General features: G+C 67.0%; 9 protein-coding genes. 3 read left to right on the forward strand and 6 right to left on the reverse strand.

The window, feature by feature from the left end:
- Positions 1-95 precede the first annotated feature (95 nt).
- Positions 96-2,831: a penicillin acylase family protein gene (locus MU582_20640; GenBank protein UPK74814.1), complete on the forward strand. Its 2,736-nt coding sequence runs from the start codon at positions 96-98 to the stop codon at positions 2,829-2,831.
- Between the two features lie 11 nt (positions 2,832-2,842).
- Here MU582_20640 and MU582_20645 read toward each other — a convergent pair whose 3' ends face one another.
- From MU582_20645 to MU582_20660, 4 genes are all read right to left on the reverse strand, one after another.
- Positions 2,843-3,340: a diadenosine tetraphosphate hydrolase gene (locus MU582_20645; protein UPK74815.1), complete on the reverse strand. Its 498-nt coding sequence runs from the start codon at positions 3,338-3,340 to the stop codon at positions 2,843-2,845.
- A 30-nt stretch (positions 3,341-3,370) separates the two neighbouring features.
- A complete protein-coding gene (locus MU582_20650) occupies positions 3,371-4,582 on the reverse strand; it encodes a molybdopterin-dependent oxidoreductase (GenBank protein ID UPK74816.1) in 1,212 nt (403 codons plus the stop codon).
- Between the two features lie 160 nt (positions 4,583-4,742).
- Complete coding sequence (locus MU582_20655; protein UPK74817.1) at positions 4,743-6,257, reverse strand: glycerol-3-phosphate dehydrogenase/oxidase; 1,515 nt, start codon at positions 6,255-6,257, stop codon at positions 4,743-4,745.
- Positions 6,254-6,838, reverse strand: a complete 585-nt coding sequence (locus tag MU582_20660) for a TetR/AcrR family transcriptional regulator (protein UPK74818.1) — start codon at positions 6,836-6,838, stop codon at positions 6,254-6,256. Before MU582_20660 ends, MU582_20655 begins: the two co-directional genes overlap by 4 nt.
- A gap of 48 nt (positions 6,839-6,886) precedes the next feature.
- Here MU582_20660 and MU582_20665 point away from each other — a divergent pair, with 48 nt between their 5' ends.
- Together MU582_20665 and MU582_20670 are read left to right on the forward strand one after the other, a co-directional pair.
- Positions 6,887-8,488 carry an FAD-binding oxidoreductase gene (locus MU582_20665; protein UPK74819.1) on the forward strand — a complete coding sequence of 534 codons (1,602 nt, stop codon included), beginning with the start codon at positions 6,887-6,889 and terminating at the stop codon, positions 8,486-8,488.
- A gap of 10 nt (positions 8,489-8,498) precedes the next feature.
- Positions 8,499-9,953, forward strand: coding sequence for a M1 family metallopeptidase (locus MU582_20670; protein ID UPK74820.1), 1,455 nt, complete (start codon positions 8,499-8,501; stop codon positions 9,951-9,953).
- A 1-nt stretch (position 9,954) separates the two neighbouring features.
- Here the strand turns inward: MU582_20670 and MU582_20675 are convergent, their stop codons facing one another.
- Positions 9,955-11,286 (reverse strand): MFS transporter, encoded by a 1,332-nt coding sequence (locus tag MU582_20675; GenBank protein UPK74821.1) that lies wholly within the window; start codon positions 11,284-11,286, stop codon positions 9,955-9,957.
- Positions 11,283-11,921, reverse strand: a complete 639-nt coding sequence (locus MU582_20680) for a GntR family transcriptional regulator (protein UPK74822.1) — start codon at positions 11,919-11,921, stop codon at positions 11,283-11,285. The genes MU582_20675 and MU582_20680 overlap by 4 nt, the downstream gene beginning before the upstream one ends.
- Positions 11,922-11,961: the final 40 nt, after the last annotated feature.

Consider the following 11,961-nt stretch of genomic DNA (forward strand, 5'->3'; position numbering starts at 1 on the left):
CAGACATCCGGGTGTTCTGCGGCTAAGGTGACTTCGGCTGGGGAGACCCAGGTCACATCTGCGAAAGGCCCGTTGTGCGTCCACACTTCGTCCGCATGGTCACCGCTGCTGCCGTCAGCGGCCTCGTCGTCACCCTCGCACCGTCGGTCGTCGCGACCGCCGAGCCCGCACCGGCGCCCGCAGCCGAGGACTATTGCGAGGGTCAGTGTGACTACATCCTGCCGCCCGGCGAGGCCGGAAACGCGACACTCCCCCAGCTCCTGGCCTTCCTGCAGACGGGCAAGCGCCCGCCGCACTTCTCCGATCAGCTCGGCAAGTACGAGGATCTCGTCTACGGCTACAGCGGGCTGACCGACGACCAGCTCGACCGCTACTTCAACGAGGAGTCCTTCGGCGTACCGGATGATCAGATCGAGAGCACGATCTCACCGCGCGACGATGTCACGATCGTCCGAGACAAACGCGACGGCGTACCGCACATCACCGGGGAGACCCGCGCAGGCACGATGTACGGCGCCGGCTATGCAGGTGCCGCCGACCGGTTGTTCGTGATGGACGTGTTCCGGCACCTCGGGCGCGGCAATCTCACCTCTCTCGCCGGTGGCGCAGTCGGCAACCGCGAGTTCGAGCAGTCGATCTGGCGCATCGCGCCGTACACCGATGAGGAGCTGCAACGTCAGTTCGACGACCTTTCCGATCTCGGCGAGGTCGGCGTACGCATGCAGAAGGACGCCAAATCCTGGGTGAAGGGCGTGAACGCCTACATCAAGGAGGCTCGGGTGGCCGCCAAGCTGCCCGGCGAGTACGCAGCACTCGGCCACCCGAAGGGTCCGACGAAGTGGAAGGTCACCGACATCCTCGCGACCGCGGCCGTCGCGGGCGGCATGTTCGGAAGCGGCGGAGGATCCGAGGTGCAGTCGGCCATCGCCCTGATCGAAGCCCGCGCACGTTTCGGCAAGACCCGGGGAACCAAGATGTGGAAGACCTTCCGCGCCGCCGACGATCCCGAGACCGTCACGACGGTCGACGAGACGTTCGAGTACGGCACCGACGCACTGACCGACGGTACGGTGCTCCCCGACCGCGGCAGCGTCAAACCGGCCACCTGGGTGACGAACCGCAAGGGCAGCGCGAAGAGCAACCGGAGCACCCCTGCCGCCAGGTCGGCGGGCTCCCTGCGGGGGTTCGCGAACGGCGGCGTACTCCCCGACGGGTTCCTCGACGAGCCCACCACGATGATGTCGAACGCGACGATGGTCAGTGGCGAACACACCGAGAGCGGCAATCCCATTGCTGTCTTCGGCCCGCAGACCAGCTTCTTCGCGCCCCAGCTGTGGATGGTCCAGGAGCTACAAGGGCCCGGCGTCAGCGCATCGGGGGCATCGTTCGCCGGCCTGAACTTCGCCGTGCTCGTCGGCCGAGGCCAGGACTACGCATGGAGTCCGACGTCGGCGATGCAAGACATCACCGACTCGTACGCCGTACGTCTGTGCAAGCCCTCCACCGGCGAGCGCGGAACTCTCAAGTCGCGCGGCTATCGCTTCCGGGGCAAGTGCCTGCCGATTCGCCGGGTGAAGCGCCACAGCGCATGGAAGCCGTCGCTTGGTGACCAGACGCCGAAGGGGTCGTACACGCTCGTCGCAGATCGTACGAAGCTCGGCATCATCACCCACCGCGCGACCGTGTACGGCAAAGCGACTGCGTTCACCTCACTGCGTAGTACTTTCATGCACGAAGGAGATGCGGCGGCCGCGTTCCTCGCCATGAACGACCCGGAGCAGGTCAAGTCCGCCGAGGACTTCCAGCACGCGGCGTCGGGCGTCAACTACACGTTCAACTGGTTCTATGCCGACGACGAGGACATCGCGTACTTCAACTCGGGCGCTAACCCCGTACGTCGTCCGGGCACGGACGCCAACCTGCCGACAGAAGCGCGTCAGCGTTACGAGTGGAAGGGCTGGAAGCCCGGCGACAACTCTGCGCGTTACACGTCGTTCGACAAGCACCCGCAGGTCATCGACAAGGACTACATCGTCAACTGGAACAACAAGCAGGCGCCCGGGTACGACGCGGCCGACGGCAACTTCATGTTCGGCGCCGTGCACCGAGCGCAGCTGCTCGACGACCGCGTACGCGAGCGGATCGATGCGGGTGAGAAGTTCACTCGCGCGTCATTGGTCGGCCTCGTCGAGGAAGCGGGGCTCGAAGACCCTCGGGCCGACCGTCCACTCGGCTTGATGCTCGAGGTCATCGGCGACCGCCCGATCAAGAACCCCGACGTCGCTGCGGCAGTGCAGAAGCTCCGCGCGTGGCGAGACTCCGGCGGCCTTCGTACCGCGGGTGCAGCGGGGAAGACGAAGTTCAAGCGCAGTGGGGCTCTTCGCCTCCTCGACGCTTGGTGGCCGCGCGCGGTGAAGGCGGAGTTCCGGCCTGCCATGCGCAAGAACCTCTACGCGACGATGCGTCAGACGGCCCCGATCATGGGCGGATACTCCCATCGCGGCAACGCCAGTGCCGACTCGTGGAGCAGCTGGATGAGCAAGGACCTGCGCCGCATCCTCGGACGTGACGTCGAGAACCGTCTGCCGCGATGGTTCTGCGGCAAGGGCACCGTGTCGAGCTGCCGCAGAGTGCTGCTCGACTCATTGAAGTCGGCGCTCGCCGTACCGAAGAAGCAGGTCTACCCGGCCGACGGGACGTGCAAGGCGGGCGACCAGTACTGCGCGGCGCAGACGTTCCACCAGTCACTCGGCGGGATCACCCAGGATCCGATCCACTGGCAGAACCGCTCGACGTTCCAGCAGGTGATCGAGTTCCCGAGCGGACGGTGAGTGGCGCCGGGTCAGCCTTGGGTCGCTGCGACCTGGCGTTCGAGCTCGGCGGTCAGCTCCGCGCGCAGTTCGTCGTGCGCTGGGCCGAGCTCGTGCGCGCCGCTGTCCACGCGACCGGCCCAGAAGGGCACCGCCGCCGGCCATCCGACGATGTCGGGCGGCTCCCACGCGTACCGCGGCGTGACATGAGCGTGCAGGAACGCGTCGGTGTTGCCCTGGATCTCGAGGTTGATCCGACGGAACTCGGGATCGCGGCGACCGCACACGACAGCAACCGTTCGTCCGAGGATCGCCATGTCCTCCAAGAAGGCGAGTTGGCGATCCGCAGGTAGGTCGATGAGCTGGTCGGTGCCGGGTGTATCCGTGATCAGCACGCAGTAGCCAGGGAGCCGCTGGACGTCACCGATCGCTGCGAACCCGGCTTTCATCCGGCGCATCACCGTCGGGTTCGTCCCAGCGATCGCGCTGCCGACCCGGTCGGCCTTGAAGTCCGCGTCTGTCTTACCCATGTCGCAATCTTGCCCGCGAACGGTCCCTGGTCACACCACCGTGACCGGGTGACGTACGACCGCCCAGAACAGATAACCACCGTCGTTGTACGGAACCTCCATGGGTTGCGTACGACCGGCAGTGTCGGTTGCCCGCGCCATCAGCTCGTACCGACCGCTGCGGCGAGGTCGCCAGTCGTACGACCACCTGACCCAGCGCGCGTTCGGATGTCGGCGCTCGAACCGAACGCCGTCCCAACTGGCACCGCCATCGGTGCTGACCTCGACTCGCGCGATATCAGCGGTGCCGCTCCAGGAACGTCCGGTCAATCGGGTGCGGCCTCGGCGTAGGCGTGCGTCCAAGGGCAGCTCGAACGCGCTCTTCACGGGCAATGTGGTGAGTGCGGGTGAGTCATCCGGGTACGCTCCGCCGGTCATCCGGTACCACTTGGTGTTCCACGGTGACTCGAGCGCTCGGCTCGAAACCTCCAGCGAGCCCAGCCACTTGATGTTCGCAATCCCGACCCAGCCGGGCAGCACCAGGCGTACTGGGAAGCCGTGGTCGGGAGGCAACGGTCGGCCATTGGCCTCGTAGGCGAGCAGCGCATCGTCGAGCGCCTTCGAGATCGGGAACGGCCGCCGTACGTTGCCGTAGTCGACGCCGTCGCTCACGTACCGCGCATCGAGCCCAGTGGCCATCACGTCGAGGGCTGCTGGGGACAATCCGATCTTCTTCAGTACGTCGGCCAGCGGCACCCCACGCCATTGAACGACGCCGACGCCTCCGAGCTTCCACGGTGTGCCGCTGACCGGAGTGCCCTGCTGGGTGTCGAAGTAGCTGCGCCCGTTGTCCGTGCACTCGAGCACCGACACGGTGGTACGTGAACGCATCGCCCGCAGCTGTTCGTACGACAGCGTGACGGCGTGGTCGGCCGTCAGCGGGTTGGCCAGCCCGTCGCCGTAGATGCGTAGCGAGTAGTCCGCGGCAGCGATACGTGGCGTCGACGTGTGGTCACGTACGAACAGCCTCGACAACGGAGTCAGGTAGCCCGGATGCACGGAGCCCCAGCGCATCTCGGCATTCGTGCCGTAGTCGTAGAACCACCGCTCCGGCAGGGGTTTGACGATCGGCCCCGCAGCCGGGCGGCGCGGAGTTGCACCTGCGTAAGGCGCAACGGAACCCGTGGCTCCTGCGGCGACCGCCGCCACTCCCGTCGCGCCCAACCGCAGGACCGTTCGACGACTCGTCGTGTACTGACTCATGCACGCCACCATACATGAGTAATCCACTCAACTTAATACCTGCTCCGTACGCGCGGGTCCGCGAAATACCACGGGCCCATAGCAAACCGCGCCACTCACCACCAAACTTGCTGGGTAGCGGCGTGGATTGCCATGGGCCCGTGGTATTCCACAAGCTCGCTCAGACCGCAGCCACGTCGAGCGCAGCGAGGGCGGCGGGGTACGCGCGCTCGCGGTCGTCGGCGACCAGGCCGAGGCGCGTACGCCGGTCGAGAATGTCGTCGACGGTCAGGGCGCCTTCGTGGCTGACGGCGAATGCGAGCTCGGCCGCGCACACGTCGAGCCCGTCGGCTACCGGCGCCACACCTGCACGCTCGGACGCAACGGCCGCCGCCTCATTGCCGTAGCGCATCACCAGGGTCACCGGGAGCCTCGGCGACGACGGGCCGGCACCGACCAACGGGAGACGAGCGGTACGCGACGGCACGGCGTCGATGCCGGCGCGTGCGACCGCGGCGTCGACTGCGTCCTGGGCCATGCGTCGGTAGGTCGTCAGCTTGCCACCGACGACTGTCAACGGGCCTCCGGGAGACGGATGCACGACATGTCGTCGCGACAGGTCCGATGTCGACCCGCCGTCCTCGGTATCCAGCAATGGGCGCAACCCGGCGAACGCACCACGCACATCTGCCCGGGTCACCGGCTCGCGCAGCACCCGCCCGATCGTCGCAAGCAGCATGTCGATCTCGGCGTCGCTGGGCTCGGGAACCTCCGGCACCGGCCCGGGCGCAGGCTCGTCGGTCAAACCCACGTACACACGGCGATGCTGGGCAGGCAGCGCCATCAGGAAGCGGTTGCGCTCGCCCGGCAAACTGACGGTCAGGATCGCGTTCAGTCCCCTGAACGTCGATGCGTCGAACACCAGATGCGTGCCCCTGCTGGGTCGCAGCCGGATCTGGGGATCGACGGCGCCCGCCCAGACACCCGTCGCGTTGACGACAGCCCGGGCGCGTACGTCGAAGCTCTGCCCGCCGAGCTCGTCGTGGAGCGTCGCCGAGGTGTCCGTGACGTCACTCGCGGAGACTCGCGTGAGGACTCGCGCACCATGCGCAGCCGCCGTACGAGCAACGGTGACGACGAGCCGCGCGTCGTCGACCAGCTGGCCGTCCCAGCCGAGGAGCCCTCCCGACAAGCCGTCTTCGACCAAGGACGGTGCGAGGCGGAGCGTCTCGGACCGGGTGATCCGACGCGAGCGGGGTAGTACGTGCCGGCTCGTGCCCGACACCTGACGCAGGAGGTCGCCGGCGTGCTGGCCAACGCGGATGAGCGCCCGCTGACCTTGCCTCAAGTCCGAGGTGAGCGGGATCAGCTGTGGCATGGGGCGTACGAGATGCGGTGCGGTGCGGGTCATCAGGATGCGGCGTTCGACGGCACTCTCGTACGCGATGCCGACATCACCGGACGCGAGGTACCGGAGACCACCGTGTACGAGCTTCGAGCTCCATCGGCTGGTGCCGAACGCCAGGTCGTGCCGCTCTACGAGCACCGTACGAAGGCCTCTCGATACCGCATCGAGTGCGACCCCGACACCGGTGATGCCGCCGCCGATGACGAGCAGATCGATCGGGTCGCCGGCCGCAACCTCCTCGAGTTCGCGACTGCGACGCGCAGCGTTGAGCGCGGATGATCCTCTCATTGCGAACCCCCAGCGAGATAGCCGCCGATCGCCAGCGCGAGCTCTCGGTCGAGATCCTCAGGTGGCAGCGTGTCTTCGACCATCCGCGCGGACTGCACCGTCGACTGCACGATCAGCAGCACCATCGTCGCCAATTGATCGGCGTCGCCCTCACGTACCGAACCGTCGGCCTGACCTGCACGGATCGCGGCTGCGCACAGCTCGATTACCTCGTGCTGCGACCGACCGAGCCGCTCGACGATGTAGGTGAGAAGGAGATCGGTGTCGGCGTGGAAGATCTTTACGAAGACCGGATGGCTGCGGATCCGCCGGGCGCCCTCGATGACACCCGTGACGATTCGCGTACGCGCATCGGGACCGTCGGGCAACGCCCCGGCGACGGCCTCGCGGAACTGGCGCGCGATCAGCTCACCGACCAGACTGTCGGTGTCGGCCCAGCGGCGATAGACAGTCGGTCGGCTCACCCGCGCACGCCGAGCGACCTCGGCCAACGTGGTCTTTCGTACGCCGAAGTCGAGTACGCAGGACCGCGCGGCATCGAGGATTGCGGCTTCGACGTCGGCCGGGTCGGTGCGAGGCATGACCCTCTCCTTCGTTACACATTGACGCTGTATGTAACACTGTATCGCATGAGCGAACAGCCCATTGGCCGCCTGCCACTCGCCTGGGATGCCTGGGGAGTGCCCGACCGCGCACAGCCCCTGCCCGAGCGGGTTCGCGCACTTGTCGCCGCCGCATTCGCGCTCGGCGACGACTCCGTCCCGAGGATCGATGCCGGCGACGTACGTCTCGCCCCGAGCCGGTTGGACCCGGCCGACCTCGAGGCACTTGCGGCGATAGACGGCGTCGCGTCCGTGTCGGCCGATCACCAGACGAGGCTCGACCACGCCGGCGGTAAGAGCACCACCGATCTCCTGCGTCGGCAGGAGGCGGAGCAGGACGCTCCCGACGCCGTCGTCGAACCGACCACCCACGAGTCGGTCGTACGCGTACTCAAGCACTGCACCGACGTGAAGATCGCGGTCGTCGCGTACGGCGGAGGTACGAGCGTCGTCGGTGGACTCGACCCCGTGCGCGACGGATTCTCTGCCACGGTCTCGCTCGACCTCCGCCGACTCGATCAGCTCACGGCCCTCGACGAGACCAGCCTGCTCGCCACCCTCGGCGCCGGCATGACCGGGCCACGAGCTGAAGCGCTGCTCGGCGACCACGGCCTCTCGCTCGGACACTTTCCGCAGAGCTTTGAGCACGCCAGCATCGGCGGTTTCGCCGCAACCCGCTCCTCCGGCCAGGCATCGAGCGGCTACGGCCGGTTCGACGACATGGTGCATGCAGTCACGGTGGCGACACCACGTGGCACGTTGCGGCTCGGCCGCGCGCCGGCATCGGCCGCCGGACCCGACCTACGCCAGCTGTTCCTCGGGTCCGAGGGAGTCCTCGGCGTGATCACCGACGTGACCCTACGCGTGCACCCGCGCGCAGAGCACACCGCGTACGCTGCGTGGACGCTTCCCGACTTCACCGTCGGCGCGAATGCCGTGCGTACGCTCGCGCAGCGCGGTTGCCGGCCGACGGTTCTACGCCTCTCCGACGAGGCGGAGACGGCGATCAACGCAGCCGTCGCCGGCAACGCCGATGCGCCGTCCGGTTGCCTCGCGATCGCAACCTTCGAGGGTGAGACCGAACGCGCTGAGGCCGAGCTCACGTACGCTCGCAACATCGTCGAGTCGGCGGGCGGGCAATGGCTCGGCGCCGACGTCGCCAAGGCATGGGAACGCGGGCGGTTTGATGCGCCATACCTGCGTGATTCGCTGCTCGGTGCGGGCGTACTCGTCGAGACCCTCGAAACTGCGACGACCTGGACGACCCTCGACGCGCTACGAACTGCCGTGACCGGCGCGCTCACCGCCGCCCTCGGCGCGGATGGCACAACACCGCTTGTCATGTGCCATATCTCGCATACGTACGCGACTGGAGCGTCGCTCTACTTCACCGTCGGAACCGCTCGCGGTGACGAGCCGATCCAGCGATGGGCGCAGGCGAAGCGCGCCGTCGGCGATGCGATCGCAGATCTCGGAGCGACGATCAGTCACCATCACGCTGTCGGCCGCGATCATGCTCCGTGGATGCACCGCGAGATCGGTGACCTCGGCATCGAGGCCATCGGTGCGGTGAAGGACGCCGTCGACCCCGCAGGCATCCTGAACCCGGGCAAACTGATCCTCAGATAGCGTCGGGTCCATGTCACTACGCACTCGGGCGACGGCAGCACTGTCCATCGGTCTGTTGGTCACCGCGTGCTCGACCGCGTCAGACCAGACAGACGAGAGCGGCGGCGACGCCGGGCCCCCGACAGACCTGGCTGCTGCGGAGTCTCAGCCCATCGATGACCCGTATTACCCGCAGCACGGCGAGCCGTATTTCGACGCGCTCGCGTACGACCTCACGCTCGACTGGGAGCCCGCGCAGGCGACACTGACCGGCAAGGCGAAGATAAAGTTCCGTCTCACGGAGCCGCGCGACGAGATTGCGCTCGACTTCGCCAAACCGCTCGAGGCAACGCGGGTCGCGCTCGACGGCGACCGGATCGAGTCGACCGAATCCGCCGAGCAACTGACGCTGAAGACCGGCGCCATCAAGGCCAATGAGCAGCGCACCTTGACGATCGAGTACTCCGGGCAGCCGGAGCCGGTGGCCACTGCGGCCTCGCGCGGCGACCTGAGCAAGGTCGGCTGGACGACCGAGTCCGACGGCAGCGCCTGGACGATGCAGGAACCGTGGGGCGCGTACACCTGGTACCCGGTGAACGACCATCCGTCCGATAAGGCCTACTACAACGCAGACATCACCGCCCACGGCGGGATGTCAGGGGTCTTCAACGGCGAGCTCACCGACATCGAAGAGGGCGACGACACGACGACGACCACATGGTCGCTCGACGAGCCGGCCGCGTCGTACCTCATCACGATCGCAGTCGGTGACTACACGGCAACGACCGACGAGGGCCCGGACGGCCTTCCGTTGACGTACTGGACCCGACCCGGCGACGAACGCCAACTCTCCCAGCTGAAGAAGTCACCAGAGATCCTCGACTGGCTCGAAGAGCAGCTCGGTCCGTACCCGTTCGACACCGGCGGGAGTGTGATCGTGCCTTCTCGATCGGCGATGGAGACCCAGACAATGGTCACGATGGGCACGCAGGTCAGGTACATCGGCGACGAGTACGTCGGCGTGCTCGCCCACGAGTACGCCCACCAGTGGCTCGGCGACACCGTCACGCCCGACAACTGGAAGGACCTCTGGCTGAACGAAGGTCTCACGATGTACGTCGAGGCGCTCTGGAACGACCACATGGGCACTGCGTCGTACGACGAGCAGATCAAGGACTGGGCCTCGTACGAGAACTCGAGCCGGGCGAGCGAAGGCCCGCCCGGTGAGTACCGCAAGAACCAGTTCGCGTCCGGGATCGTCTACTACAGCGGTGCAATCATGCTCGACCGAATCCGCGACGCCGTCGGCGACGAGGTGTTTGCCGAGGCGTTGCGAGGCTGGCCGCAGGAGCACCGCAACGAGTCCGTCGACAGACAGGACTTCATCGCGTACTTCTCCGAAGCGACCGGCACCGATATCGGTCCGTTCGTCGAGAAATGGCTGACGGCGCCGACGATGCCGAAGGGACCCGTCGTCGACGGATAGCTCAGCGCTGTGCGGTGAGCACGCGGCCGCCCGCACGGAGTTGTTCGTACGCGTGCGGGTCGCGTGCGGCGAGATCGGTACGTGCCTTGCGCCGGTAGCGGATGATCTGCGTCGCGCCGATGCCCCAGAGGACGTACTGGACGCACATCGCCGTGGTGAACGAACTCGCAGAGTACGCACTGCTCGTGCCCGGGGTTAGCACGTCGAGCACCAGGCCGATCGACAGGATCGCGATCAGACTGGCGATGAAGCCACCCTGGTTGACGATTCCGGTGGCGCTGCCGAGTCGCTCCGGCGGGTTGAACGTACGAGCGAAGTCGAACGCGACCATCGACCCCGGCCCGCCCACTCCGACTGCGCAGACCAGGATCACGAGCAGCCAGACGGGCGCCGGGCCAGGCCAGGCGAGTACTGCGGTCCAGGCGGCGATCAGCGCGCCGAGGATGCCGAGTACGAGCGTCGAGCGGTGAAACGGACGTCGACCCACGAGTACGCCCACGATCGGCCCGGAGATCATGGTGGCGACCGTGAGAAGGGTCAGCAGCAGCCCGGCTGTGGTCTCCGAGGTGCCTTGCCCACGTACGAAGAACGGGAAACCCCAGAGCAGCGCCAGCGTCGTCGCGCCGTACTGGAGGCTGAAGTGCGTCCAGAACGCCAGCCGTGTGCCGGGCTGGCGCCATGACTGCTTCAGCCCGTCGACGACTGCCTCAACGGAGATCGCAGGTCCGCGTACGACCCGCTGCTCGGGTGTGTCTCGGACGATCAGATACAGCCATGCACCGAGCACGACACCGATACCTGCGGCTACGAGGTAGGTGTCGGTCCAGCCGAACCGCTGAAAGGCCATGGTCATCGGCACCGCCGCGGCGACGGCGCCGAGCTGGCCGACCAGTCCGGTCAGCTGCGTGACGACGGGAATGCGCAGCGGCGCGAACCACGTGCTCACGAGCCTCAGCACGCTGATGAAGATCATCGCGTCGCCGATGCCGACGAACACCCGCGCCGCGATGCCCGCGCCGTACGTGCCCGCGAAGGCGAAGGCGAGCTGGGCGATAGTGAGGATGCCCAGACCGACCAGAAGCATCCGGCGCGGGCCGAACCGGTCGAGCATCAACCCGACCGGGATCTGCATCGCCGCATAGACCAGCAGCTGGACCATCGTGAAGGTCGACAGCTGCGATGCCGTGATGTCGAACCGGTCGGCGGCAATCAGGCCGGCGACCGAAAGCGAGGAGCGGTGGAACACCGCGAGCAGATACACCGCGACTGCGGCGGCCCACACGTTTACGGCGCGGCCCTTGGTCTCGGGCTGCGCGATCGTGGTTGACGTCATGCGCTCGAACGCTCACTGATGTTGTGGCGGGCGCGGTCGAGGTGCTCCTGGGTGGCGACGACGAACGCGTCGACGTCGTCTCCACGAAGTAGCTCGACGAAGCGAGCGTGGTCGGCGATCGCCTGCTCCATTCGTGCCGCGGACGCGCGCATGGACTTGGCGTTGATGCACACCTGTCGTTCGCGCAGGCCGTGGTAGAGCCGGGTGAGCACTGCGTTGCCCGCTGCCGACACGATCACCTCGTGGAAGCTGCGGTCGGTCTCGCTGAAGGCAGTCACGTCGCCTGCAGCGAAGGCCTCGCGCATGCGCTCGGTGAGCGTGTCGAGCTCGTCGGCGATCTCGGATCCGTGCTCGAAGGCTCGGGTCGCGGCCCACCCCTCGACCAAGGCGCGTGCTTCCCAGACATCCGCTGCCTCTTCGGCCGTCACGGGTACGACCAGCGCGCCCTTCTTCGGGAAGAGCTTGACGAACCCTTCGCTCTGCAGCCGGAGCAGTCCCTCGCGTACGGGCGTACGGGAGCAGCCGACGGAGTCGGCGAGGTCTCCCTCGGTGAGCAGCTCGCCACCGGGGTAGGAGCCGTCGAGGATTGCAGACTTCACGTGGTCGTACACGCGATCCGGGGCAGATGTACGCATGATGTATCTATGTTAGATGCAAGAGGCCGGCGCTGTCGCG

Source organism: Nocardioidaceae bacterium SCSIO 66511 (genome assembly GCA_023100825.1).
Classification (GTDB): Bacteria; Actinomycetota; Actinomycetes; order Propionibacteriales; family Nocardioidaceae; genus Solicola.

Excerpts from the sequence above, each read along its gene's own strand:
- MU582_20640 (UPK74814.1), top strand. The coding sequence starts at position 96 with ATGGTCACCGCTGCTGCCGTCAGCGGCCTCGTCGTCACCCTCGCACCG.
- MU582_20645 (UPK74815.1), bottom strand. The coding sequence starts at position 3,340 with ATGGGTAAGACAGACGCGGACTTCAAGGCCGACCGGGTCGGCAGCGCG.
- MU582_20650 (UPK74816.1), bottom strand. The coding sequence starts at position 4,582 with ATGAGTCAGTACACGACGAGTCGTCGAACGGTCCTGCGGTTGGGCGCG.
- MU582_20655 (UPK74817.1), bottom strand. The coding sequence starts at position 6,257 with ATGAGAGGATCATCCGCGCTCAACGCTGCGCGTCGCAGTCGCGAACTC.
- MU582_20660 (UPK74818.1), bottom strand. The coding sequence starts at position 6,838 with ATGCCTCGCACCGACCCGGCCGACGTCGAAGCCGCAATCCTCGATGCC.
- MU582_20665 (UPK74819.1), top strand. The coding sequence starts at position 6,887 with ATGAGCGAACAGCCCATTGGCCGCCTGCCACTCGCCTGGGATGCCTGG.
- MU582_20670 (UPK74820.1), top strand. The coding sequence starts at position 8,499 with ATGTCACTACGCACTCGGGCGACGGCAGCACTGTCCATCGGTCTGTTG.
- MU582_20675 (UPK74821.1), bottom strand. The coding sequence starts at position 11,286 with ATGACGTCAACCACGATCGCGCAGCCCGAGACCAAGGGCCGCGCCGTA.
- MU582_20680 (UPK74822.1), bottom strand. The coding sequence starts at position 11,921 with ATGCGTACATCTGCCCCGGATCGCGTGTACGACCACGTGAAGTCTGCA.